This is a genomic window from Agrobacterium fabrum str. C58 (assembly GCF_000092025.1).
Taxonomy (GTDB): domain Bacteria; phylum Pseudomonadota; class Alphaproteobacteria; order Rhizobiales; family Rhizobiaceae; genus Agrobacterium; species Agrobacterium fabrum.
In genome coordinates this window covers 1,339,949-1,365,608 of record NC_003063.2, presented here as the reverse complement: position 1 = coordinate 1,365,608, position 25,660 = coordinate 1,339,949, and the positions used below count along the sequence as shown (strand labels likewise).

Annotated in this window: 23 protein-coding genes; 4 read left to right on the top strand and 19 right to left on the bottom strand. The window is 59.9% G+C overall.

Features of this window, described 5'->3' with window-relative positions:
* Window position 1 precedes the first annotated feature (1 nt).
* From ATU_RS19825 to ATU_RS19750, 16 genes are all read right to left on the bottom strand, one after another.
* Window positions 2–1,042: an LLM class flavin-dependent oxidoreductase gene (locus tag ATU_RS19825; protein ID WP_010973673.1), complete on the bottom strand. Its 1,041-nt coding sequence runs from the start codon at window positions 1,040–1,042 to the stop codon at window positions 2–4.
* The gene (locus ATU_RS19820) at window positions 1,039–1,977 is read right to left on the bottom strand and encodes a flavin reductase family protein (protein ID WP_010973672.1); all 939 of its coding nucleotides are present in this window, start codon (window positions 1,975–1,977) and stop codon (window positions 1,039–1,041) included. The genes ATU_RS19825 and ATU_RS19820 overlap by 4 nt, the downstream gene beginning before the upstream one ends.
* Window positions 1,974–2,819 (bottom strand): alpha/beta fold hydrolase, encoded by an 846-nt coding sequence (locus tag ATU_RS19815; protein WP_010973671.1) that lies wholly within the window; start codon window positions 2,817–2,819, stop codon window positions 1,974–1,976. The genes ATU_RS19820 and ATU_RS19815 overlap by 4 nt, the downstream gene beginning before the upstream one ends.
* 11 nt (window positions 2,820–2,830) lie before the next feature.
* A complete protein-coding gene (locus ATU_RS19810) occupies window positions 2,831–3,433 on the bottom strand; it encodes an amino acid synthesis family protein (RefSeq protein WP_010973670.1) in 603 nt (200 codons plus the stop codon).
* A gap of 117 nt (window positions 3,434–3,550) precedes the next feature.
* Window positions 3,551–4,729, bottom strand: a complete 1,179-nt coding sequence (locus ATU_RS19805) for an iron-containing alcohol dehydrogenase (protein ID WP_010973669.1) — start codon at window positions 4,727–4,729, stop codon at window positions 3,551–3,553.
* Window positions 4,730–4,809: 80 nt separating this feature from the next.
* Window positions 4,810–5,541, bottom strand: a complete 732-nt coding sequence (locus ATU_RS19800) for an amino acid ABC transporter ATP-binding protein (RefSeq protein ID WP_010973668.1) — start codon at window positions 5,539–5,541, stop codon at window positions 4,810–4,812.
* Window positions 5,542–5,570: 29 nt separating this feature from the next.
* The gene (locus ATU_RS19795; RefSeq protein ID WP_006316017.1) at window positions 5,571–6,260 is read right to left on the bottom strand and encodes an amino acid ABC transporter permease; all 690 of its coding nucleotides are present in this window, start codon (window positions 6,258–6,260) and stop codon (window positions 5,571–5,573) included.
* A 77-nt stretch (window positions 6,261–6,337) separates the two neighbouring features.
* A complete protein-coding gene (locus tag ATU_RS19790; RefSeq protein WP_010973666.1) occupies window positions 6,338–7,198 on the bottom strand; it encodes an ABC transporter substrate-binding protein in 861 nt (286 codons plus the stop codon).
* A 183-nt stretch (window positions 7,199–7,381) separates the two neighbouring features.
* A complete protein-coding gene (locus ATU_RS19785) occupies window positions 7,382–8,077 on the bottom strand; it encodes a GntR family transcriptional regulator (protein ID WP_010973665.1) in 696 nt (231 codons plus the stop codon).
* 154 nt (window positions 8,078–8,231) lie between these two features.
* Window positions 8,232–9,116, bottom strand: coding sequence for a formyltetrahydrofolate deformylase (purU, locus tag ATU_RS19780; RefSeq protein ID WP_010973664.1), 885 nt, complete (start codon window positions 9,114–9,116; stop codon window positions 8,232–8,234).
* Between the two features lie 88 nt (window positions 9,117–9,204).
* Entirely contained in the window at window positions 9,205–10,512 is a 1,308-nt protein-coding gene (gene glnT / locus ATU_RS19775; protein WP_010973663.1) for a type III glutamate--ammonia ligase, read from the bottom strand.
* A gap of 85 nt (window positions 10,513–10,597) precedes the next feature.
* The gene (locus ATU_RS19770) at window positions 10,598–11,926 is read right to left on the bottom strand and encodes an FMN-binding glutamate synthase family protein (RefSeq protein ID WP_010973662.1); all 1,329 of its coding nucleotides are present in this window, start codon (window positions 11,924–11,926) and stop codon (window positions 10,598–10,600) included.
* 16 nt (window positions 11,927–11,942) lie between these two features.
* Window positions 11,943–12,629, bottom strand: a complete 687-nt coding sequence (locus tag ATU_RS19765) for a GltB/FmdC/FwdC-like GXGXG domain-containing protein (protein ID WP_010973661.1) — start codon at window positions 12,627–12,629, stop codon at window positions 11,943–11,945.
* 37 nt (window positions 12,630–12,666) lie between these two features.
* Window positions 12,667–13,572: a class II glutamine amidotransferase gene (locus tag ATU_RS19760; protein ID WP_010973660.1), complete on the bottom strand. Its 906-nt coding sequence runs from the start codon at window positions 13,570–13,572 to the stop codon at window positions 12,667–12,669.
* A gap of 96 nt (window positions 13,573–13,668) precedes the next feature.
* On the bottom strand, window positions 13,669–14,349 hold the full coding sequence (locus ATU_RS19755) for a helix-turn-helix domain-containing protein (protein ID WP_035257882.1): 681 nt from the start codon (window positions 14,347–14,349) through the stop codon (window positions 13,669–13,671).
* A 33-nt stretch (window positions 14,350–14,382) separates the two neighbouring features.
* On the bottom strand, window positions 14,383–15,357 hold the full coding sequence (locus ATU_RS19750) for a GlxA family transcriptional regulator (protein ID WP_010973658.1): 975 nt from the start codon (window positions 15,355–15,357) through the stop codon (window positions 14,383–14,385).
* Window positions 15,358–15,447: 90 nt separating this feature from the next.
* On the opposite strand from ATU_RS19750, the gene ATU_RS19745 reads away from it, so the two are divergent.
* The 4 genes from ATU_RS19745 to ATU_RS19730 are packed head-to-tail and all read left to right on the top strand — an operon-like array spanning window position 15,448 to window position 20,499.
* A complete protein-coding gene (locus ATU_RS19745; protein WP_010973657.1) occupies window positions 15,448–16,698 on the top strand; it encodes a sarcosine oxidase subunit beta family protein in 1,251 nt (416 codons plus the stop codon).
* A 24-nt stretch (window positions 16,699–16,722) separates the two neighbouring features.
* Window positions 16,723–16,998 carry a sarcosine oxidase subunit delta family protein gene (locus tag ATU_RS19740; protein ID WP_010973656.1) on the top strand — a complete coding sequence of 92 codons (276 nt, stop codon included), beginning with the start codon at window positions 16,723–16,725 and terminating at the stop codon, window positions 16,996–16,998.
* Window positions 16,995–19,958 carry a sarcosine oxidase subunit alpha gene (locus ATU_RS19735; protein WP_010973655.1) on the top strand — a complete coding sequence of 988 codons (2,964 nt, stop codon included), beginning with the start codon at window positions 16,995–16,997 and terminating at the stop codon, window positions 19,956–19,958. Before ATU_RS19740 ends, ATU_RS19735 begins: the two co-directional genes overlap by 4 nt.
* Window positions 19,951–20,499 (top strand): sarcosine oxidase subunit gamma, encoded by a 549-nt coding sequence (locus tag ATU_RS19730; RefSeq protein WP_010973654.1) that lies wholly within the window; start codon window positions 19,951–19,953, stop codon window positions 20,497–20,499. Before ATU_RS19735 ends, ATU_RS19730 begins: the two co-directional genes overlap by 8 nt.
* A 23-nt stretch (window positions 20,500–20,522) precedes the next feature.
* On the opposite strand, the gene ATU_RS19725 is transcribed toward ATU_RS19730, so the two are convergent.
* The 3 genes from ATU_RS19725 to ATU_RS19715 all read right to left on the bottom strand — a co-directional run bounded on the left by ATU_RS19725 (window position 20,523) and on the right by ATU_RS19715 (window position 25,647).
* Entirely contained in the window at window positions 20,523–21,353 is an 831-nt protein-coding gene (locus ATU_RS19725) for an SDR family NAD(P)-dependent oxidoreductase (protein ID WP_035257877.1), read from the bottom strand.
* A 74-nt stretch (window positions 21,354–21,427) separates the two neighbouring features.
* Window positions 21,428–24,538 (bottom strand): efflux RND transporter permease subunit, encoded by a 3,111-nt coding sequence (locus ATU_RS19720; RefSeq protein WP_010973652.1) that lies wholly within the window; start codon window positions 24,536–24,538, stop codon window positions 21,428–21,430.
* The gene (locus tag ATU_RS19715; protein ID WP_010973651.1) at window positions 24,538–25,647 is read right to left on the bottom strand and encodes an efflux RND transporter periplasmic adaptor subunit; all 1,110 of its coding nucleotides are present in this window, start codon (window positions 25,645–25,647) and stop codon (window positions 24,538–24,540) included. The genes ATU_RS19720 and ATU_RS19715 overlap by 1 nt, the downstream gene beginning before the upstream one ends.
* Window positions 25,648–25,660 lie beyond the last annotated feature (13 nt).

Here is a 25,660-nt window from a genome sequence, read left to right as displayed (position 1 = left end):
CTTACTCCGCAAAAGCCGGCATGACGTCGGACAGGAAACGCTCCAGCGACGCTTTCTTGCGCTCGAAGCTCATGCCCGTATCGATCCAGAAGGAATATTCGTCATAACCCATGGCCTCGTAGGCCTTGAGGCGGGCAATGACGTCATCGGCATCGCCGACGACGTTGTTCTTGCGCATGACATCGCCGGAAAGCATGGCGTTTCCGGCAATATCCTCCGGTGCAATGCGCTCGATGAGGCCCTGATGAACCGGCGTCTCGTTTTTGAACCACGCGAAGAAATAGTTGTAATAGACGCTCATCTCATGGGCGGCCTGCGCAATATCGGCTTCATCGGAACCGACATAGGTATGGCGCAGCAGCATGATTTTCGGGCGCTGTTTTTCCGGGTTCTTGGCGCAGGCATGGTTGAAGCGGCCCATCAGGGTTTCCACCTCGTCGTCACCCTGCCACAGCGGCGTCACCTGCACGTTGCAATCATTGGCGACGGCGAATTCGTGGGAATTCGGATCGCGCGCCGCCACCCAGATGGGCGGAAAGGGCTGTTGCAGCGGTTTGGGAGCGGACGTGGTGGCGGGAAATTTGAAGAACTCGCCGTCATGGGCGTAATCGCCCGCCCACACGCCTTTGACGGCGGGGATCAATTCGCGCATGCGCTGGCCGGCGCCCCAGGCATCGAGGCCGGGAAGCAGCCGCTCATATTCAAAGGAATAGGCACCACGGGCAATGCCGATATCGAGACGGCCATCACAGATGAGATCGGTCATCGCCGCTTCGCCGGCAAGCTTGATCGGATGCCAGAAGGGCGCGATGACCGTACCGGTACCAAGACGTGCCGTCTTCGTGCGGCGCGCGAGATCGGCAATCGTCACGAAGGGGTTGGGCGCAATGGTGAAATCCATGCCGTGATGTTCGCCGGTCCAGATGGCATGCATGCCGCCGCGATCGGCGATTTCGCAAAGGGTGACGAATTCCTCGTAGAGGGTCTTGTGATCCTGCGAGGCGTCCAGCCGCTCCATGTGGACGAAGAGGGAAAATTTCATGGGTTTACCGCCTTCATGGAAATGGGATGAACCTTGCCGGCGGTCTCGTTGCCGACATAGACGCCGAAATTGCCGATGGAGCTTTCCAGCGCGAAGCGATTGACGATATCCGCCGTTGCGCCGGAGTCGAATTTTGCGGAGCCGAGCGCGCCGGGCGACAGGAAGCGGCCCTGACGCGGTGCATCATCGCCCTCGGCAAGTGCGTGGTAGACGATATGCTGGCGGCCATCCGCCTTGTTTTCGTAAACGGAGTATAGAAAACCTGTCCTGACGGAGAGGCCCGTCAGGTCCTGAAGGCGCGATGTCAGCGCCGCAACCGGATCGCCGCCTGCGACGACACAGCCGGGCAGCGACAGAACATCATCTCCAACAAGGTAAATCTCGCCACGGCGTTCCAGCACCGCGCCGACAACAATTTCACCCTCGGCCGCTGCTGACACCGCCTTGGCGGCCAGCATCGGCGTGAAATATCCGCCGCGCGCATAACCGAGACCGTTCAGGCCACTATTATCGAAAGCACCGATACGGCCGAGCAGGATGACATGATCACCCGCCTCGATAACCTCCTGCATGGTGCATTCGAACCAGGCTGCGACTTCAGCAAAGACGGGCGAACCCTGCGGCGCATCCGACCATTCGGCGGCGGCAAAACGATCCTCCACCGGGCGCGCGAAGGTATTGGACAGGTCTTTCTGGCTTTCCGACAAAATGTTGACGGCGAAGTTTTTCGCGCCGGTCATTGTCGCGAAATTGCGCGAGGTACGCGCGAGGCAGATCAACAGCAGCGGCGGATCGAGCGATACCGAAGTGAAGGAATTTGCGGTGAAGCCCACGGGCTTTCCCGCATCATCCCGCGTGGTCACGATCGTTACTCCCGTTACGAAAGCGCCGAAGGCGTCGCGTAGCGCGCGCGGGTCAAGCGTTGCAACAGTCATTGCGGCTCCTCCTCAATAGCCAGCCATTCGGCCATCAATGCATTGACAGTTTCAGGTGCGGTCAGATTGACCATATGCCGGTGCGCCTCGACGATACGAGCGTAACCGCGCGGCGTGATCCCCGCCATCTGCTCGGCCATCAGCGGCGTCGAATTCGGATCGTCAGAACCGGTCAGAAACAGCGCCGGGCAGGTGACAGACGGCCAACGGTCCGCATAAATCTCATCTCCGCCCGCAAAGGCGGTGTAGGCAACCGCGTAACCTTCCGGATCGACCATTTCCAGCCAGCCGCGTGTCAGTTCCCGCGCATGCTGGCTCTTGGCGTCATCACCGAACCAGCGCAGCAGCGGTCCTTGCTTGTCCACGCCTTCGGTGCGGATGGCCGCAGCCCGTGCAAGCACCGCCGCCTTCGCCGCGGGATCACGGCGATAGACACCGTTCAGGTAACCAACGCGCGCGACACGATCGCTGAAGGTCGCAGCGGCACCGCCGGAAATCAGCGCCCCCATGGAATGGCCGGCGACATTGGCGCGGTTGATCCGCATATCGTCCAGAAAACGGCCGAACCAGCCGACAAAATCCGTAAGCGTACTGCCCGCAGGCAACCGTTCGCTGCCGCCATGACCCGGCATATCGACCGCGATGACACGGTGCGTGCGGGAAAAGACGTCGATCTGCGGCTCCCAGGCTTCAAGCCGCATGCCGACGCCGTGGATGAGGATCAGCTCTTCTCCGGCACCGGCTTCGAAATAAGCCGCCCCACCCTCGGTCATCTTGCGAGGGAGCGCGGCAGCACCTGCCTTTGCAACATTGACCCGTGACGTGGTGGCGGCCTCCTGCATTGACGTCACCCTCAAACGCCGGCCGGATTGGCGACGTCCTGACCGAGATCCTGCAGATCCTGGTAACGGTCGCCAATACGGTGATGGGGCCGGCCGCCGACGGAAGCACCGAGCGCGACCACGATCTCGTCCGCAGCCGGGGCATCGGGAATGGAAGTCTGTATGGTCAGATAATGCGAGCGGCGGCCTTCATCGTTCTTGTCCATCAGCGGGATCATGATCGGCGCATTGCCCGGACCACGGGTATTGCAGAAGGCGAGGTAAGACTTGGCGCCCACCGCCTGACGATAATGATTGCCGAAGCGCAGCGTGTGAATGAGCGCGGAGGCATGTTCGATTTCGCCATCCAGCCCGACAACCGCCGCCTTGCCATAGGCCTCCACGGCCTCGCCAGAGCCAACGGCATCAAGGATCATCTTCGTCAGCAGCTCCCCGAGCACAGGCGCACCGGCATGGATTTCCGGCTTGAGGTTTTCCACGAAGCCTTTTCCCGCCCAGGGATTTTTCACCACCGCAATCGCGCTGAACAGCTTCAGAGGCGTTGCGGCGGCCCTGCCTCCCTCAATCAACGTCGTTTCGACCTGCAGCAGGGTCTTGCGGATCTGGATGGACATGGGCGTTTTCTCCGTAAATATGATGTCTTATGGTATGCCATAATATATGACTGTCAAGTACCGCATGATTTTTCGTCAGAAAGTGGAAAATCATTAACATTAACAGATATTTATGACTTAAAATTCCGCGATGCTTCCGTCATAGGCGAGTTCATATAGCCTCGTCATTTCGGCAACTGTGGGCACTCGGGGGTTATTTGCCGGCGTACCCGAAGCAAGGCCCTGCCGCACCATTTCCGGCACAAGATCGAGATAGCGGCTCCTGTCGATACCGAACTCTTGTGGGGTCGGCACCTTCAACCGCCTGTTCAGGCCGAGGAAAGCCTCCACCAGCTTCGCACCGGAGACCTGATCGCTATCTGTCGCGGCGGCGGAGCCGAGCGCCCGCGCGGCCGCAGCATAATGCGGAAGAGCGGAATTCAGCGAAAACTGCGTGACCAGCGGCAGCACCATCGCATTCGACATGCCATGCGGTACATGGAAAAACGCGCCGACTGGACGGCTGAGGCCATGGATCAGTGCGGTCGATGTATTGGAGACGGCAAGCCCGGCATGGGTCGCGCCCAGCATCATCGCTTCACGCGCATCCCGGTCATCAGGGTTATCAGCCACTTTTTCAAGATTGGCGCCGATCAGCTTCAGGGCGGAAAGCGCCAGCGCCTCGGAATGGGCGTTACCATTGCGGTTGACCAGCGCTTCCAGCGCATGGGTCAGCGCATCGATGCCGGTATCGACCGTGACACGGTAAGGACATGTCAGCGTCAGCTCATAATCGATGATGGCCGCGACCGGCAAAGCGGCGGTGCCGAGGATCAGCATTTTTTCGCTGGCAGCCGTGTCGGTGACGACGGCGGCGCGGGTCACTTCCGAACCGGTACCGGCCGTCGTCGGAATGGCAATCACCGGCATGACGGCGAAATCCACGATCCGCGGCACTTTCAGGGCGCGCAAATCCTCCCCGCTCGTTGCAACGATGGCGCCCGCCTTGGCCGTATCCATGGCGCTGCCGCCACCAAGTGCGACGAGACTGTCATGGCCGCCATCGGAAATGCGTTTCACCAGGGTGGCGATGGATATATCCGTCGGGTCTTCCACGACGTCCGAGAACACGGCGGCCTCGATGCCTTCCTCGGCCAGCGCCTGCAAAAGCGCATCGGCATGGCCGAGCTTCTGCAATACGGGATCGCAGACCAGCAGGGGGCGATGGACGCCAAGCGATTTTACCACGGCGGGTAATCGAAATCGGCTGCCGCCGCCGATAAGCATTTCGCGGGGCATCAGGACACGGTTTATCATTGCGGTTCTCCGCCACTATCATTCTGCGTTGTTCGGAATGGCCGAAGCAGATTTACGACCCTGCTCCGGCATGCATGGGCCTAGTGGGCCAGGATTTTCGACAGGAACGAGCGGGCTCTTTCCGTCTTCGGATCGGTGAAGAAACTGTCGCCCTCACCGATCTCGACGATCTTGCCGCCATCCATGAAGACGATGCGGTCCGCCACCTTGCGGGCAAACCCCATCTCATGCGTCACCACCATCATCGTCATGCCCTCCTGGGCGAGCGAGACCATGACGTCGAGGACCTCGTTGATCATTTCCGGATCGAGCGCCGATGTCGGCTCGTCGAACAGCATCGCAACCGGGTCCATGGCCAGCGCGCGGGCAATGGCGACGCGCTGCTGCTGCCCACCCGACAATTGGCCGGGATATTTTCTGGCATGCGCCGTCAGTCCCACCCTCTCCAGCAGCGCATTGGCCTTGGCCAGCGCTTCCGCCGGTGTACGGCCCAGAACCTTCTCCTGCCCGATGCAGAGATTTTCGAGGATCGTCATATGCGGGAAGAGTTCGAAATGCTGAAATACCATGCCCACTCTGGAGCGCAGTTTCGGCATATCGGTCTTTGGGTTGGTCACTTCCACGCCATTGACGGTAATGACGCCGTTGCCGATCGTCTCGAGTGCATTGACGCATTTGATCAGCGTCGACTTGCCCGAGCCGGAGGGCCCGCAGATCACGACGACTTCGCCCTTGGCGACATTGAGGCTGCAATTGGTCAGAACCTGGAAATGCGGCCCGTACCATTTATTGACGGATTGCAGTTCGATCATGCTGGTTGTTTGCGACATCGGACCGCTCCTTAATGTATGTCAGTCGACATGGGACCATAGGCCTTGCCGAAGCGCTTCTCGATACGGCGCTGAATGAGTTCCCAGGCGGTCGTCATGGCCAGATAATAAAGCGCCGCGACGGTGAACAGCTCCAGCACGAGGAACTTTTCCTGAATGAGCACCTGCGTGCGGCGCAGAAGCTCCTCCATGGAAATGATCGAGGCGATCGATGTCGTCTTCAAAACGCCGTTCACGGAGTTGCCAAGCGGCGGGATGATGATGCGGAAGGCCTGCGGGGCAACGATGTAGCGCATCACCTGCGCCTCGGTCATGCCGATGGCCCGCGCCGCATTGATCTGGCCCTTCGGCACGGCGGCGATGCCCGCCCGGACGATTTCAGAAAGATAGGCCGCTTCGCAGAGCGACAGGCCGATAAGGGTGGATTGCAGCACCGTCAGCTTGATGCCCATTTGCGGCAGGCCGGTATAGATGATGATGAGCTGCACCAGAAGCGGAGTGCCGCGAAAGATCCAGGTGTAGAAATAGGCCGGACCGGACAAGAACCGGTATTTAGACATGCGCATGACCGCAATGACGAAACCCAGCGCAAGACCCGCCGTCATGGCAAACACCGTGAGACCGAGCGTCACCAGCGCGCCCTCGAACAGATAATAATTCGTCAGATATTCGAAGAAACCTTCCCAGTTCCAACCCTTCACGTCTTTCTCCAATTCATGCGGGAACGGTCGCGGCGGGAGCTTTCCCCGCCACGATGACAGTTCAAGATGGGTGGAATTCAGCCTTCCGGGCCGAGAACGGCGAGGTCGCCGGGCGCCATGCTGACACCGTAGCCGCCCATCAGCTTTTCGAGAGAACCATCGGCCCTCATCTCCTTCAGGGCGGCGGAGACGGCGTCGGCCACGTCCTTGCTGCCGAAGGAGAGCGAACCGGGCGTGGGATACATGCCAGAAAGCGCATGGGTGAATTCACCGCGATCCTGATATTGCTTGGCAACGGGGTCGATGGAAACGGCCGCCTGCACCTGGCCAGCGCGCAGCGCCTGATAGACGGTCGCATAATTGTCGAACAGGTTGATGGTCATCGGCGCGAGACCGCGCTTCTTGAAGTCCTCGTTCAGTTCCTTGATCTTGCGCTCGGCGTAACCGCCGATGTCGGTGCTGACGGCCTTTCCGGCGAGATCGTCGATCTTGGTGATGGGATCGGAAGCCCCGACGGCTGTGGAAATGCTGATGGCGAGATTTTCATAGGGGATCATGAACAGGATCTTGCGCCGCTCCGCCGTCACGAACAGGCCGGCATTGATCATGTCCCAACGCCCGCCCTGCAGACCCGGCACCATGGTGGCATATTCGGTGCTGATATATTCCGGCTTCAGGCACAGACGTTTGGCAATCTCATAACCGAGTTCAATACGAAGACCTTTCAGGACACCCTGCTGATCGGCATAGGCCATTGGCGGCAGGGTCGGGCTGGTGGCCATGACGAGATGACCGGGCTTGATGAGATGGTCGTCGGATATTTTCGGCGTGCAATCCTGCGCGACGGCGGCACCGGCGAAAAGAGTGACTGCGGCACCGGCCAGGAGGGTTTTGGCGCGCACGGCTATGCGTTTCCGGGAAATCGGATTCCAGTTCATATTAAGCTCCGCTCTTTATATTATTGATTATGGCATACCATCACACCAAACGGTTTACCCTGTCAAGAAGCGGCTAATTATTTTTCTAAATTATTGAAAAACAACGATAAAGTAAATAAGAACACCTATGCGGCTCCCGGCAGGGGAGCCACAAGAATGGATCGATTTCAGCCGAAAAATCCGTCAGTCGGCGGTTTTTTGCGCCGTCAGGACGGCTTCGGCAATGGCACAGGCGCTGGTCACATGATCGAGCGCGGCTTTGTAAGCGGCGTCACCGTCCCCCTTGCGGATGGCATCGACGATCTTCTCCATCTGCGCCGGACCGTCGGTATCGCGGCTTTTCGTCTTGATCGTCATGGAGCGCAGATGGTTGATCCGCACCGTCAGCAAATTGACGACGCCCCAGGCGACATGCCGGTCGATCTTGCTGAACAGCGTCTGGTAGAAGGACGAGGTATGCGTGAGCACGCCCGGCATATCCTTGGCGACATAACTTTCGCGGATGCGCCTGAGCGAAACCTCCAGGGCCTCGACAATGGCAGGATCGCGGCGTTCGGCGCAAAGACGCGCCGCCATTCCTTCCAGCGCACCACGGATTTCATAAATCTGCTTGGCCTCGTCGAGATCGAGCAGCGCAACCATCGGGCCTTTATTCGGCAGGTTCGCCACCAGCCCTTCGGATTCCAGATGCCGCAGGACTTCTCGCACGATGGTGCGGGAAACACCGAGTTGGGCGCAAAGTTCGCGCTCAACCAGACGGTCGCCCGGGCGGAAATAACCATTCACGATCGCATCCCGCACCTTGTCGAGCGCGAGTTCCCTCAGCGTCTTCGTCGGACGCTCAACGCGAATGGCAGTTCCCTGCAAAGCACCGGTCATGGTATCACCTCGTTTGGCACATCCCGCCTGCGCTCGCCGCACGCCGAAGCAGGTTCTGGCTCTTTATATTATGGCGTACCAACTTATTTAGCCGCGCATCATCTTCATGGCAACAGCCAAGGCGCGGCGGGCGGTCTGACCAGACCGAAACACCTCATCCCATCCTTTCCGATGCATAGGAACCGGGACTGGGTGGAAACACCACCGTTCGGCTGCCGTTCAAAAAGACGCGCCGATGAATATGGGCGTGGATGGCACGCGCCAGCACCTGCGCCTCCACGTCACGGCCAAGCGAGACATAATCCTCGGCCGACTGGGCATGGGTGATGCGAACGATATCCTGCTCGATGATCGGCCCTTCATCCAGATCGGCCGTGACATAATGCGCCGTCGCACCAATCAGCTTCACGCCGCGCTGATAGGCCTGTTTGTAGGGGTTGGCGCCCTTGAAGGACGGCAGGAAGGAGTGGTGGATATTGATGATCTTGCCAGACATCGCCTCGCACATCCTGTCGGAAAGCACCTGCATGTAGCGCGCCAGAACGACAAGCTCCGTGCCGGTGCTTTCAGCGATCTCCATGATCCGGGCTTCGGCCTGCGGCTTGTTCTCCTTCGTCACCGGAATGTGGTGAAAGGGAATATCGTGATTGACGACGACCTTCTGGTAATCGAAGTGGTTGGAGACGACGCCGACAATATCGATCGGCAAGGCCCCGATACGCCAGCGGTAAAGCAGGTCATTAAGGCAATGACCGAAACGCGACACCATCAGCAGAACCTTCATCCGCTCAGCCTGATCATGCAGCGCCACCTCCATGCCGAATGTCTTTGAAATCGGCGCGAGCCCCGCCATCAGCGCCTCCCGCGTCGCGCCTTCCTCGGAGATGAAACCCACCCGCATGAAAAAGCGACCGGTGCCGAGATCATCGAACTGCGAACTGTCGACGATGTTACAGCCCTTCTCCGCCAGAAGGCCTGAAAGGGCCGCGACGATGCCACGGGTGGATTTGCATGTTACGGTGAGGACGAAATTCGTCATCTGGCGCCTCTCTGTCATCGATATGGGAAAAACCCGCGCGGTTTGACGCGCGCGGGAAAAGCCGCAAGGGCGGCGGGGAAAACCGGGCTCAGACGTCGAGCGTGGTCTGGTGCTCCCAGGCGGTGAACTGTGCGCAATAGCTGTTCCACTCCCCCTGCTTGAGCTTGAGATAGGCCTTCGAGAATTCCATGCCGAGCGCCTGCTGCAACTCCGCATCCTTCTCATATTCGCGCAGCGCATCGAGAAGATTGAGCGGCAACTTCGGTGCATCCGTGACGGTATGGCCTTCACGATACATGTCGATATCGTAGTGCGGGCCGGGATCGGCCTTGGAGCGAACGCCGGAGAGACCGGCGGCGATGATGATGGCCTGCAGCAGATAGGGGTTCACCGCACCATCCGGCAGGCGCAGTTCGAAACGCCCCGGACCCGGCACACGCACCATATGGGTGCGGTTATTGCCGGTCCAGGTCACCGTGTTCGGCGCCCAGGTCGCGCCGGAAATGGTGCGCGGCGCGTTGATGCGCTTGTAGGAATTGACCGTCGGATTGGTAACCGCCGCGAGCGCTGAAGCGTGTTTCATGATGCCACCCAAAAAGGTCTTGCCTTTAGCCGAGAGGCCGAAGGGCATTTCCTTGTCGGCGAAGGCGTTGACCTTGCCGTCCATATCCCAGACCGAGATATGCGCATGGCAGCCGTTGCCGGTCAGCCCCTTGAACGGCTTCGGCATGAAGGTGGCGCGCAGCCCGTGCTTTTCGGCGACGGATTTGACCATGAACTTGAAGAAGGAATGTTTGTCGGCAGTCTGGAGCGCATCGTCATATTCCCAGTTCATCTCGAACTGGCCATTCGCATCCTCATGGTCGTTCTGGTAGGGCTTCCAACCCAGCTCCAGCATGTAGTCGCAAATCTCGGCGATAACGTCATAACGGCGCATCACCGCCTGCTGGTCGTAGCAGGGCTTTTCCGCCGTGTCGTATTCGTCGGAGATTTTCGCACCGTCAGGCGAAATCAGGAAAAATTCCGGCTCGACGCCTGTCTTGACCCTGAGCCCCTCGCCCGCCGCTTCCGCGATGAGTTTTTTCAGCATCACGCGCGGTGCCTGCTCCACCGGCTGGTCTTCCATGACGCAATCGGCTGCCACCCAGGCGACGTCCTTTTTCCACGGAAGCTGGATGACCGAGGAGGCGTCCGGCACGGCGAAAAGATCGGGATGGGCAGGCGTCAGATCGAACCATGTGGCGAAACCGGCAAAACCCGCGCCGCCTTTCTGCATATCGGCGATCGCTTCCGCCGGCACCAGCTTGGCGCGCTGGCCGCCGAAGAGATCGGTATAGCTGATCATGAAATATTTGATGCCCTTTTCGGCAGCAAATTTGGAGAGGTCCAGTGTCACGTCATTCCCCTTTTTTTGGTATCAGACACTTCTTTGAAAAAAGACGGGCACATCCTCCCAAATGCGCCCGTCCGTTCTTTGTGGCTTAAAAGCTGCCTTTCCCCGGGAACCAGTTCGTTCCCGCCAGCGGAACCTGCGCCATGGCAGCCGCCTCCATGGTCAGCGCCACCAGATCTTCCGGCTCCAGATTATGGAGATGGTTCTTGCCGCAGGCGCGCGCGATGGTCTGCGCTTCGAGCGTCATGACCTTCAGGTAGTTGGCAAGGCGGCGACCGGCGGCGACGGGATCGAGACGCGCGGCCAGTTCGGGATCCTGCGTGGTGATGCCGGCGGGGTCTTTGCCTTCGTGCCAGTCATCATAAGCGCCGGCCGTGGTGCCGAGTTTCTGATATTCCTCTTCCCAATGCGGATCGTTATCACCCAGCGCCACCAGCGCCGCCGTGCCGATGGCGACAGCATCCGCACCAAGCGCCAGCGCCTTGGCAACATCGGCACCCGAACGGATACCGCCGGAGACGATCAGTTGCACCTTGCGGTGCATGCCGAGATCCTGAAGCGCCTGAACGGCGGGGCGAATGCAGGCAAGTGTGGGCATGCCGACATTTTCGATGAAGACATCCTGCGTGGCAGCCGTGCCGCCCTGCATGCCATCAAGCACCACCACATCGGCACCTGCCTTCACCGCCAAGGCTGTGTCGTAATAGGGCCGCGCACCACCGACCTTGATGTAGATCGGCTTTTCCCAGTCGGTGATTTCGCGCAGTTCGAGGATCTTGATTTCCAGATCATCAGGACCAGTCCAATCAGGGTGGCGGCAGGCGGATCGCTGGTCGATGCCCTTTGGCAGGTTGCGCATATTGGCGACGCGATCAGAAATCTTCTGGCCGAGCAGCATGCCGCCGCCGCCCGGCTTCGCGCCCTGGCCGACCACGACCTCGATGGCATCGGCACGGCGCAGATCCTTCGGGTTCATGCCGTAACGCGAGGGCAGATACTGGTAAACCAGCGTCTGGCTGTGGCCGCGTTCCTCATCCGTCATGCCGCCGTCGCCCGTCGTCGTGGAGGTGCCGGCAATGGTCGCACCACGGCCGAGCGCTTCCTTGGCGTTGCCCGAAAGCGCGCCAAAACTCATGCCGGCAATGGTGATCGGCGTTTTCAGCGTGATCGGCTTCTTGGCGAAGCGCGTGCCGAGCGTCACGGTCGTATCGCATTTCTCACGATAACCTTCGAGCGGATAACGCGAGATGGAGGCGCCGAGAAACAGCAGGTCGTCGAAATGCGGCACCTTGCGCTTGGTGCCTGCGCCGCGAATGTCATAGATGCCGGTCGCGGCTGCGCGGCGGATTTCCGCCAGCGTGTGGTCGTCGAAGGTCGCGGATTTACGCGGCGGGGTGAAGGGGTTGTGATAGCTCATCTGAATATCCCTCGCCTCAATACGCGTCGGCGTTGTCGATGTTGAAATTATAGAGCGTGCGGGCAGAGCCGTAGCGCTTGAACTCTTCCGGCCGAACATCCGAGACGCCGGCCTTTTCGAGGAGTTCTGCGAGCTTTTCGAGATGTTCGGGCCGCATCTCTTTTTCGATGCAGTCGGCACCCAGGCTTTTGACCGAGCCGCGCACGAAAAGCTTCGCCTCATAAAGGGAATCGCCGAGCGCATCGCCAGCATCGCCACAAACGACGAGATGGCCGGACTGGCCCATGAAGGCAGACATATGGCCGATATTTCCCTTCACGACGATATCGATGCCCTTCATGGAAATGCCGCAGCGCGAGGCGGCATTACCCTTGATGACCAGCAGCCCGCCGCGGCCTGTGGCACCGGCATATTGCGAGGCATCGCCCTCGATGACGACGGTGCCCGACATCATGTTCTCAGCGACACCGGGCCCGGCCGAACCATGAACGGTAACAGTGCCGCCATCATTCATGCCGGCACAATAATAACCGACCGAACCGTGCACATCGACGGTAACGGGGCTGTCGATGCCGACAGCGACGGCATGGTGGCCGCGCGGATTGACGACTTCGAATTCGGTATCGTTGACACCGGAGGAAAGACCGTGAAGTGCGCTATTCAATTCACGCAAGGGCGTGTGGGAGAGATCGAAAACTGGCATGGATTATGACTTTCAAAACAGGCGCCGATGACGGGTCTCAGGCAGCCTTTTCATGGTCCCAGAAATAGACGGTCGCCGGTTCCGGCTCCCACACCCGGGCATTTTCAATGTCGGGCAGGTTGACCAGAGCGCGATATTCCGAACCGAAAGCGACGTATTGATCGGTCTCGGCCATGACTGCCGGCTTGCAGGCGATGGGGTCGCGCACCACGCCGAAACCGGATTTGGTGCCGACGACGAAGGTGAAGAAACCGTCGAGATCGTCGAGCGCACTTGTCAGTGCCTCGCCCAGATCCTTGCCCTTGGCCATTTCCGCCGTGAGATAGGCGGCCGCCACTTCCGAGTCGTTCTGGGTCTCGAACGTCATGCCCTCGCGCACCAGTTCGCGGCGCAGATTATTGTGGTTGGAAAGCGAACCATTATGCACCAGGCACTGGTCGGCACCGGTGGAGAAGGGATGCGCGCCAAGCGTCGTCACCGCCGATTCCGTCGCCATGCGGGTGTGGCCGATGCCATGGCTGCCGGCCATGGAACGGACGTCGAAACGGGTGACGACATCCTTCGGCAGGCCGGTTTCCTTGTAGATTTCCACACTGTCGCCAGAGCCCATCACCCGCACATTCGGCCGGATGGCGGCGAGAACCGCACGAATACCGTCAAGCTTCTGCGACGGAATATCCAGCACCGCATGGGTGCTTTTCACCGTGACCGAGGCTTCAACGCCGTTTTCCTTCAGCGCTTCGGCAAGGCCGGAAAAATCAGTGGTGGGATCGGCCGACTGGATCGTCACTTTCGCGCGGCCATCGGCCGCACCTCCATAGATCGCGATGCCGGCTGAATCCGGCCCACGATCGGTCATGGTGACGAGCATGTCCGAAAGCAGCTGACCCAGCTGCGGTTCAAGGCTTTTGTCTTTCAGGAATAGTCCAACAATGCCGCACATCGACAGGCACCTCCATTCGTTTCTGCATGAAGGGCTAACATATGGAATTCCATTCCGTCAACTATCAGGAATATTTTTTTCTTCTAAGGCAAAATCTCAATCACTGGTCATCCGCCGTTGCGGATAGGAAATGATCGATAGATAACGCGCGGGAAGTTTTACCAGCTCTTCCGGCCCGTGCGGCGCATCGGCGTCGAAAAACAGGCTATCGCCGGCCTGCATGGTGAAAAGCTGTTCGCCATGGCGATAGACCACCTCGCCTTCCAGCATGTAGAGAAACTCCATGCCTTCATGCTGGAAGGTCGGGAACACATCCGAATCCGTGGTGAGCGTGATGAGATAGGGCTCGACGGTGACGCCGCTGGTATTGTTGTCGATATGGCCAAGCAGGCTGTATTGATGACCGGCGCGGGTGCCGCGGCGCTCGATATTCACCCCCTGCCCCGCCTTGACGAAAGTGGCGCTGCGCGGCTCCTCGAAACCACGGAAGAAGGCCGTGATCGGCACGCCCAGCGCCTTGGAGAGCGTTTGCAGCGTGGTGAGCGACGGCGAGATATTGCCGTTCTCGATCTTCGAGAGCATGCCCACGGATACGCCGGTCGCCGATGCAAGATCGGTGACGGTAATGCCGAGCTTCTTGCGATAGGCGCGAACCTCGTGGCCGATTGCCATTTCCAGATTGTTGACCCTCGGCTCGCGAACGGCATGCGGGTCCTGCGACAGGAACTGCGCAGCGTCGCTCTGGTTGGCATCCTTGGCCATGGTGTCCTCCGGCATTATCGTGTTTCCCTTCCTTACAGGAAAACTATTTTAATTCAGAGGAAATCTTTGCCGCATGGCATTCGGCGTCTGGCCGAAGCGGGTCTTGAAGCTCCCTGAAAAATGACCTGCACTGGAAAAACCGGTGGCAAAGGCCACTTCCGCGATGGAGAGCGGGCTTTGCTCCAGCAATCGCCGGGCGTGATCAAGGCGGATTGCGCGGTATGTCTCCAGAAAACTCGACTTCAGATGGGTCGCGAAAAGCCGGTCGAGGTGGCGCGCGCTTGTGCCCGCCAGTTTTGCCATCGTCTGTCGGTCGAGCGGGCTTTCAATTGTCGTTTCCATTTTTTCCAGCACGGTCAACAAGGCCGGATGGTTGGTGCCATAACGTTCCGCAGAGGAACCGCGCTGCGGTGCGCCGGGTTCGGCGACGGCCGTGTGCAGGTACCAGTCGCTGACACGCCTTGCGAAATGTGCGCCCATTCTCTGCGAAATCATCGCATGCATCATGTCGAGGGGGGCAACGCCGCCGGCGCAGGTGATGCGGTCGCCATCGAAAACAAACCGCGCCTGCCGGGGCGTGAGATGGCCAAAGGCCTCTTTCAGCACCGGCGCATGTTCCCAATGGATGGTGAAATCGCGGTTTTCCAGCAATCCCGCCGCTGCCAGCACATAAGCGCCGCTGGAAATGCTCCCGATCCTGACACCCTGCCGCGCCAGCCGCCGTAACGTCCCGTAAGAATTTTCCGCAGCGGTCCAGTCCTGCGGCCCGCCGCCCGCACAGACGAAAATCGTGTGGCATTTCTCGCCGGCAGCGGCAAGCGCCTCACAGCTAACAATGATGCCGGACGAACTTCTGACGGCCTCGCCATCAAAAGACAGGGGAACCGCATCGTAAAGATCGGTTCCAGCGATCAGATTGGCGGCGCGCAACGGCTCCGCAGCCGAAGCATAGGACATCAGCGCAAAATTCGGAACGAGGATAAAACCAATGCGCTGGATATTCTTCGGCTCGATGATCGTCATGTCTCTTTTTTAAATCATAATGTCCCTTATCTGCAATCCCCATCCGAACGGCATCGCTAAGCTTGCTCGATATCGTTCGAGGTACGCCAGATGCGCTATTCTGCTTTTTCGATTTTCAAGAACGGCCTTTTCGGCAACAAGGCGTGGAAACCCGCATGGCGGGAGGTGTCGCCGAAACCGCATTATGACGTCATCATCGTTGGCGGCGGCGGGCATGGGCTGGCGACGGCCTATTATCTCGCCAAGGAATTCGGCATCACCAATGTCGCCGTGCTAGAGAAAAACTACATCGGCTCCGGCAATGTCGGCCGCAATACCACGATCATCCGCTCCAATTATCTGCTGCCGGGCAATAACCCGTTCTACGAACTTTCGATGAAGCTATGGGAAGGGCTGGAGCAGGATTTCAATTTCAACGCCATGGTTTCCCAACGTGGCGTGCTCAATCTCTTCCACTCGGATGCGCAGCGCGATGCCTATACAAGGCGCGGCAATGCCATGCGGCTGCACGGCGTCGATGCCGACTTGCTGGATCGCGCCTCGGTCAAGGCGATGTTGCCATTTCTCGATTTCGACAATGCCCGCTTCCCCATTCAGGGTGGATTGCTGCAAAAGCGCGGTGGCACCGTCCGTCACGATGCCGTCGCCTGGGGTTATGCGCGCGGTGCAGACAGCCGGGGCGTCGATATCATCCAGGGGTGCGAGGTAACAGGCATCCGCCGCGAAAACGGCGCGGTCGTGGGCGTCGAGACGAGCCGCGGCTTCATCGGCTGCGGCAAGCTGGCTTTGGCAGCGGCGGGCAATTCTTCACAGGTCGCCGCCATGGCCGGGCTGAAACTGCCGATCGAAAGCCATGTGCTGCAGGCTTTTGTGTCGGAAGGGCTGAAACCCTTCATCGATGGCGTCGTCACTTTCGGGGCGGGGCATTTTTACGTCTCGCAATCCGACAAGGGCGGCCTCGTCTTTGGCGGCGATATCGACGGCTACAATTCCTACGCCCAGCGCGGCAATCTGGCGACGGTCGAACATGTGGCGGAAGCCGGCAAGGCGATGATACCGGCGCTTTCCCGCGTCCGGGTGCTACGTTCCTGGGGCGGCATCATGGATATGTCGATGGACGGCTCGCCGATCATCGACCAAACCCCGATCGACAATCTCTATCTCAATGCCGGCTGGTGTTACGGCGGCTTCAAGGCGACACCCGCTTCTGGTTTCTGCTTCGCCCATCTTCTCGCACGCGGCACACCGCAGGAAACGGCAACGGCCTTCCGACTGGATCGTTTCCGGCGTGGTTATCTCATCGATGAAAAAGGCCAGGGCGCCCAGCCCAACCTTCATTAATCCAGCGGATCAAGGACGTTCGATATGGCAAGTCTCGTATCCTGCCCGCATTGCGGGCCAAGACCCAAGGAAGAATTCACCGTCAAGGGTGCAGCCCTCCAAAGGCCCGCCGCCGATGCTGGCTCCGATGAATGGTTCGACTATGTCTATCTGCGCGACAATCCGCGCGGCTCCTATGAGGAATATTGGCACCACACCTCCGGCTGCCGCCGCTGGCTGGTCGTGGCCCGCGATACCGTCACCCACGAAATATCCGCCTGCCGCGACGCTGCCGAAAAGACGAAAGTGACAAGCGCATGAGTTCCCACCGCCTGAAGACTGGCGGTCAGATCGACCGCTCCAAACCGCTTTCCTTCACCTTCGACGGCAAGACGATGTCAGGCTTTGCGGGTGACACCCTTGCCTCCGCCCTGCTCGCCAATGGTCAGCAACTCGTCGGCCGCAGTTTCAAATATCACCGCCCGCGCGGCATATTGACGGCTGGCGCCGCCGAGCCGAATGCGCTGATGACCATTGGCAGCGGTGGCCGCACCGAGCCGAACACACGCGCCACCATGCAGGAGCTTTATGCCGGGCTGGAAGCGAAAAGCCAGAACCGCTGGCCCTCCCTCGATTTCGATATAGGCGCAATGACCGGCCTGCTGTCGCCCTTCCTCGGCGCGGGGTTTTACTACAAGACCTTCATGTGGCCCGCCGCCTTCTGGGAAAAAATCTACGAGCCCTTCATCCGCAAGGCGGCCGGTCTCGGCAAGGCGAGCTACGAGGCGGACCCGGATGCCTATGACAAATGCTGGGCGCATTGCGATCTGCTGGTGATCGGCGCGGGCGCTACAGGACTTGCGGCAGCCCTTGCCGCCGGCCGCGCTGGCGCGCGCGTCATCATCGTCGATGAACATTCCGTCGCAGGCGGCGGGCTTCTTTCCGAAACCGCGACCGTTGGCGGCAGAAGCGCTGCGGATTTCGCCGCAAGCTGCATCGCCGAACTCGAAGCCCTGCCTGATGTGACGGTGCTGACGCGAACAACGGCTTTCGGCTGGTATGACGGCAATGTCTTCGGCGCGGTGGAGCGGGTGCAGAAACACCTGGCCAACCCGAAATCGCATGTGCCTGTGGAACGCCTGTGGCGCATTGTGGCCAAGCGCGCGCTGCTCGCCACCGGCGCAGAAGAGCGGCCGCTGGTGTTTGGCGGCAACGACATTCCCGGCGTGATGATGGCCGGCGCGATGCGCAGCTATCTCAACCGCTATGCCGTCAGCCCCGGCAAAACGGCGGCGATTTTCACCACCAATGACAGCGGTTATGCACTCGCCCGCGATCTGGAGGCACAGGGCATTCCTCTTGCCGCCATCATCGATAGTCGCGAGCAGGGTCATCCGGGCTATGACGGCAAGGCGCGTGTCATCAAGGGTGGCGTCGTCTCGAATGCAAAGGGTGGCAAGGCGCTTTCCGCCATCGAGATTTATGCGAACGGACGCACGGAAAACCTCAATGTCGATGCGCTGGCGATGTCGGGCGGTTTCAGCCCGGTCATCCATCTCGCCTGCCATCGCGGCGGCAAACCGGTCTGGTCGGAAGACCATGCCGCTTTCCTGGCGCCCGGCAATCTCAAGGGCCTGGAACTCGCCGGTGCTGTATCTGCGACAAACGGCATCGCAGCCTGCCTTGAGGATGGCGGGCGAAAGGGCGCGGCACTTGCGCAAAACCTCGGTTTTGCAGCGACCGCACCCGCATTCGGCATGGTGGAAAACGATATCGTGGCTCCTCCCGCAAAGGCGCTCTGGTCCATCCCCGGCATCAAGGCGAAAGCCTTTATCGACTACCAGAACGATGTTCATCGCAAGGATCTGGGCCTCGCCATCCGTGAAGGTTATGGCCATGTCGAACTGGCCAAGCGTTATACGACAAACGGCATGGCGACCGATCAGGGCAAGCTTTCCAATGTCAATGCCGTCGGGCTGCTGGCCGAAGCGCGTGGGGTTTCCCCGGCGGAGGTCGGCACGACCACCTTCCGGCCTTTTTATACGCCCGTCTCTTTCGGCGCCCTGACAGGAGCCTATCACGGCCATCATTTCCAGCCGGCTCGCAAATCGCCGCTGCATGGCTGGGCCGAGAAAAACGGCGCGGTCTTCGTTGAAACCGGTCTCTGGTATCGCTCCTCCTGGTTTCCCCGCAAAGGCGAAAGCGGCTGGCGGGAAAGCGTCGACCGCGAGGTATTGAACGTCCGCAAAAATGCCGGGCTCTGCGACGTCTCGATGCTTGGCAAGATCGAAATCTGTGGCAAGGACGCCGCCGAATTTCTCAACCGGGTTTATTGCAACGCCTTTCTCAAGCTACCGGTCGGCAAGGCGCGTTATGGCCTGATGCTGCGCGAAGACGGCATGATTTATGACGACGGGACCACCAGCCGGCTGGAGGAAAACCGCTTCTTCATGACGACCACCACGGCCTATGCCGCTGGTGTGATGAACCATCTGGAATTCTGCGCCCAGGCGCTCTGGCCGGATCTCGACGTGCGGCTCGCCTCCGTCACCGACCAATGGGCGCAAATGGCGATTGCCGGGCCAAAGGCACGGGACATTCTTCAAAGGATCGTCGATGACGACATTTCGGATGAGGCCTTCCCCTTCCTTGCCGCCAAAGAAGTCTCGCTGTTTGGCGGGCAATTGCATGGGCGCCTGTTCCGGATTTCCTTCTCCGGCGAACTGGCTTACGAGCTTGCCGTCCCCGCCGGTTACGGCGAGAGCGTTGCCGATGCGCTGATGGAAGCGGGCGCGCCCGAAGGCATCATGCCCTATGGCGTCGAGGCGCTCGGCGTGCTGCGGATCGAAAAGGGCCATGTCACCCATAATGAGATCAATGGCACGGTGGTGCCCGCCGATCTCGGCTTCGGTAAAATGGTTTCCACCACCAAGGCCGATTTCATCGGCCGGCGGATGCTGGAGCGCGAGGGCCTTTCGGCAGCGAACCGTCCAGGCCTCGTTGGCGTCATGCCGCTTGATCCCGGCCACTCCTTCCGGAGCGGCTCGCATATTCTCGCCAGGGATGCTGCGGCAACGCTGGAAAACGATCAGGGTTATGTGACCTCAAGCGCGTTCTCACCGCACCTCGACTCGACCATCGGCCTCGCCCTCGTCAAGAACGGTGCTGCCCGCCACGGCGAGGAAGTCATGGTCTGGAACGGTCTGCGCAACGAGTTCACCGCCGCCCGCCTCTGCCATCCGGTTTTCTTCGACCCTGAGAATGAGAAGCTCCATGTCTGATCCCAAGACCGATTTCAAATCCGGTTTCCGGCCAGCCCTCCGCCCGGTGCTTGGCGCCAAGGCAGCGATTGCCTCCGCCGCCATCAAGCTCTCGCCGCTGCCGGAAGGCGCGATCGTCCATGTGCTGGCCTCACCCGACGCATCGGATATGGAGGCCCGCCTGCGTAGCCTCGGAAAAGGCGATGTGCGCGCCGTCTCTCCCGGTCAATGGTTCATCGTCGGTGAACAGCCGCTGTCTGGCGTGGATATGAAGACGCTTCTCGCCGCGCTCGAGCCGCAGGCAGCGGGTGTGGACCAGAGCCAGGGGCGCGTGCGCATCCGCATTGAAGGCAAGATGACCGAACGGGTGCTGGCAAAAGGAACAGCGGTCAACCTTTCGCTCGCCACTTTTCCGGTCGGACGCTCCGCCGCGACGCTGATCGGCCATATCGCCGCCCATATCACCCGTATCGATATTTCCGCTTTTGAAATTATCGTACTGCGCGGTTTCGCGGAGAGCCTGTGGGACGATCTCGTTCGCATGAGCCTGGAGTTCAATTAAACCCCGTGCCGCATTCTCCAGTCCTACGGCACCATTACTTTGCGCATGGAAGCCCGCTGCATGGAACGCGGGGTCAGACGAGTTGAAAACGCAACCACCTTATTCATGAAACCGGCAATAACGGACGCCTTGCCTTTGGCGAGAGCTTCAAGTCCGGCTTCTGCAACGGGACGGGGTTTCATGGTGAGCAGGCGCAACATTGGCGAGACCTGAGCGCCGGCAGCGGCATCAAATCCTGTTTCAGTGTGCCCCGGGCAAAGGCTGGTGACGACCACGCCTTGCGTGCGAAGTTCGTCGTGCAAAGCCTCACCAAATGACAGCACGTAAGATTTCGTGGCCGCATATGCGGCATAGGTAGGGACAGGCTGGAAAGCCAGTAGACTGGCTATCAGAAGAATCTCTCCCGATCCCCTGGCGGCCATGTCCCGGCCGAAAACATAGCTGAGTTCAGTCAGCGCCGTGATGTTGAGCTGAATCATGTCGGTGGTGCGCTCGATCGGGGTTTTCAGAAACTCACCCTGTAGCCCGTATCCGGCATTGTTCACCAGTATGTCGATCTGTATCGCCCTCTCGTTCAGGCTGTCTTTCAGGCGAGCGGCGGCTCCGGGTGCGGCAAGGTCGATAGGCTCGACAAGAATGTCGACGCCATGTCTTCGGCGAAGGTCCTCGGCAAGTTTTTCCATCGGCTCCTTTCGACGGGCTGCGAGCACGAGGTTCATCTTCTGCGCTGCCAGCAGCTCGGCAAATTCGATCCCAAGGCCACTCGATGCGCCCGTGATGAGGGCTCGTCTTCCCGATGGAGCCTCCGGCTTTTGTACACCGGCGATGTCTCTCGTATCATCTGTATGCTGCATCTGTTTTTCCTTCACATTCATTGGGTCAGGCTCACGCAAAAGCATAGGTGGTGCGTGACCAGTTGATTTGCGCGCTACTCGGCAGCTAGCGAATGCTGATATTCTTCAACTGTCGCTGCTACTGGCAGTGCCTCGCTACGAGGCGGCTTGATGCGGAACCAGGCCGCATAAAGTGCGGGAAGAAAAAGCAGGATCATGATGGTCCCGACAGCCGTGCCGCCGATTAGCGTATAGGCCATTGATCCCCAGAAAACCGAATGCGTCAGCGGGATGAAGGCGAGGACGGCGGCGAGCGCGGTCAGGATAACCGGCCTTGTTCTCTGCACGGTGGCTTCGATGACGGCATGATAGTCATCCAGACCAGCCGCCTGATTTTCCTTGATCTGCTCCGTCAGGATCAAGGTGTTGCGCATGAGAATACCCGCCAGGCCGATAAGCCCGAGGATGGCGTTGAAACCGAAGGGTTGATTGAAGATGAGCAACATCGGAACCGCGCCGGCAAGGCCGAGCGGGGCCGTCAGCATCACCATGGTCATCGTCGACAGGCTGCGGACCTGAAGGATGATGACGATGAGCATGGCGGCAACCATGAGCGGGAAAATCTTCACAAGCGCTGTATTCGCCTTGAGAGATTCCTCGATATTACCGCCCATTTCGATGCGGTAGCCGGCGGGAAGCGAGGCGATCAACGGCTGGAGAGCCTTGAATACCTGCTGCGACACTTCCGGCGGCTGGGTTGCCTCGTTTATGTCAGAACGGATCGTGATGACCGGCGTGCGGTCACGGCGCTTCATGATTGGCTCCTCGAAACGGATCTCGGAGTGGCCGATCTGATCGAGCGGAACCGGGCGGCCGCTTCTGCTCATCAGAGAAAAATCCGAAAGCCGTGAAGGATCGAGCCGGTTTTCGCCGGCGCTGCGCGCAATCACCGGAACGTTGCGGATGTTTTCACGGACCTGTGTGATCGGCACGCCGCTCAGCAGCAATTGCATCTGCTGCGCAGCCTCGGCAGGCGAGAGGCCGATAAGGTTGAGACGATCCTGATCGGGGATAAAGCGCAGGACTGGCGTGCGGTTGCCCCAGTCGCGGTTGGGCTGGCGCACATCCGGCACACTCCGCATGATCGAAAGGGCCTCATCGGAAATCTTGTACAACTGGTCCGGATCCGGCCCTGTGATACGGAACTCTACCGGGAACGGCGTATAGGGACCGAAGACGAGCTGCGTAACGCGCACGCTGGCTTCCGGAGCAAGGCCGCTTGCAATCGCTTCCCGAAGTCGATGTTTGAGTTCCTCACGCGCATGGGCGTCGGGCGTCAGTGCGACGATCTTGGCGAAAGCCGGATTCGGCAGTTCAGGCGCCATGGCGAAGAAGAAACGTGGCGCGCCCTGGCCGATGTAGCTGGTGGCGATCTTCGTTTCGGGCTGCTCTTTCAGCCAGCCTTCGAGTTTTTTGACGGTTGCCGTCGTGGTCTCGATACTGGCGCCCTCAGGCATGCGCACTTCCACCAGCACTTCGGGACGATCCGACGTTGGGAAGAACTGCTGCTTGACGGAACCCATGCCGACGACGGAGACGGCCATGATAACGCCGACGAGACCGCAGGTCAGGAACTTGTGACGGACTGCGAACTCGATGAGGCTGCGAAGCCGCCGGTAATTCGGCGTATTGTAGATCGCATGATGACCACCCTCCACCGGCTTTATCTCCGGCAGCATCTTCACGCCGAGATAAGGTGTGAATGTCACCGCGACGATCCAGGAAACGATCAGGGCGAAGCCCACGACCCAGAAGATGTTGCCGGCATATTCGCCAGCGCTCGACTTGGCGAAGCCCACAGGCATTAGTCCAATGATAGTGACGAGTGTCCCCGACAGCATAGGCGCCGCCGTGTGGCTCCAGGCATAGGCCGCCGCCTTAATCCGATCCATCCCCTCTTCCATCTTCACGACCATGACTTCGATGGCAATGATGGCGTCGTCAACCAGAAGGCCGAGCGCAAGGATCAGCGCGCCGAGCGTGATGCGATCGAAGAACCGGCCAGTCTCCAGCATGATGAGGAAGACGACGGCCAGCGTCAGCGGCACGGCAAGCGCAACAACGATGCCGACGCGCCAGCCCAGTGCAATCAGGCTCACGAACAACACGACACCGAGGGCCATGGCGAACTTCAGCATGAACTCGCCAACGGCCTCGTCGATGTTAACCGCCTGATCGCTGACTTTAGCGAGTGTCACGCCGAGCGGCAGGGTTTGCGCGATTGTCGAAGACCGTTCTTCCAGCGCCTTGCCCAGTTCCAGGCCGTTCCAGCCCTGCTGCATCACCACGCCGAGCATGATGGCTGGCTCGCCGTCATGGCGGATGAGATAGGTAGCGGGGTCCTGATATCCGCGGCGTACCTCGGCAAAATCCGAAAGCTTGAGGACGCGTCCGGCCGCGACGATCGGCGTATCGGCAATCGACTCGACACTGTCATAGGCGCCATCGAACCGGATGAAGACTTGCGGCCCCTGCGTATCGATCGAACCCGCCGGGGTGACGGTATTGCGTCGTTGCAGGGCGGAAGCAATGTCCTGCGCCGAGATCCCCAGGGTCGCCAGCTTGGAATAGGAAAACTCTACGAAAATCTGTTCCGGCTGCTCGCCGAGAATGTTGATCTTTTTCACACCGGGAACGTGAAGCATGTCCTGACGGATCGTCTCGGCCTGACGCACGAGTTCACGCATCGCCATGCCTTTGGCTTTCAGGGCATAAAGGGCGAAGCTGACGTCGGAATACTCATCGTTGACAAAGGGACCGATCACCCCCGGAGGAAGATTGCGGGCTTCGTCGCCAAGTTTCTTACGCGCCTGGTAAAATTCCCCTTCAACGGCCGATGCCGGCGTATCATCCCGGAGCGTCACGGTCAGGAAAGCGTAACCGGGTCGCGTGGTCGTCTCGACGCGATCGTACCAGGTCAGTTCCTGAATGCGCTTTTCGAGCGGTTCCGCGACAAGGTCCTGCATCTCACGCGCGGTCGCGCCGGGCCAGACGGATGTGACGGTCAGTGTCTTGATGGTAAATGACGGATCTTCGGCTCGGCCAAGTTTGATGAATGCATAGACGCCGGCGGCGGCCAGCAGGACGATGAAGAACAGGGTGACTGCCCGCTCACGAACGGCGAGCGCGGATAGGTTGAAGCTCATCAGTTCGCCGCCTCTGCTTTTTCCACGCCGACGCGAACGCTCGCACCATCCTGAAGCAGATGCGCTCCGAGAGCGACGACTGTCTCCCCTGCCCTCAGGCTCGAAACAACGGCCTTATCCTCGCCAATCCGCTCTACTTTCACCGCCTGGAAATGAACGCTTGAGGATTGCTCGTCGACGACCCATACGCCCGTGCGATCGCCGTTATCCAGAAGGGCGCCAACGGGGACCTCGGCGTGGCTCAGCGCGTCCTTGTTTTCGACGCTGATCGTAACCGTCGCCCCCAATGGCGCGGTCGCGGCAGCGCCCTGCAACACCCAGCGCGTTTCATAGGTCCGTGTCTGCGGATCCGCAGCATTGGATATCTGGCGGAGCGCCGCTTTTTCTTGCCTGTTACGACCGTAAACGGCGGCCAGCGCCACAGCGCCAATCTCGGGCCGCAGATTTTCCGGCAGCCAGACCAGTGCTTCGCGCGGCCCTGCCTTCGCCAGCCGGATGACCGGCTGCCCCGCTGAGACCACCTGGCCCGGTTCGGCAAGTGTTTCGACGATCGTGCCATCCGCGTCTGCGACAAGCAGAGCATAGGCCGCCTCGTTTTCAGCCACTGTCGCATCAGCCCTGGCTGCGGCGAGTTGCGCTGTCGCCGTATCCAGTGTGGCCTTTGACCTTTCATACTGCTGGGTGGACGCGGCGTTGGATTTGACGAGGACCGCAAAGCGCTTCTCGTCTGCTTGCGCTTGGATAAAGGTTGCCTGTGCCGCTACCACGGCATTTCGTTTGGCCGTCAGGGCAAGTCGAAGATCTGTCTCGTCGATCCGCATCAAGGGCTGCCCGGCCTTTACTTCCTCGCCAAGGCCCACCAGCCGTTCGACGATCTTTCCGGGGACCCGAAAGCCGAGATCGCTTTGCACCCGGGCAGCAACCGTGCCGGTGAAGCTTCGGCTTGCCGTGTTCGGGGTCTTGACCTTCGTCACGCTGACGAGCGGAGCGAGGCTGCGAGGATCCGCGGCCTCCGCATCCTTGCTCGTCGATGGGAATAGGAAAATAGCAGCCCCGACCCCGAAGAGAGCGGCCACAGCCACAGTTGACAGGAGGATTTTTCGTTTCATGGGACTGGCCTTC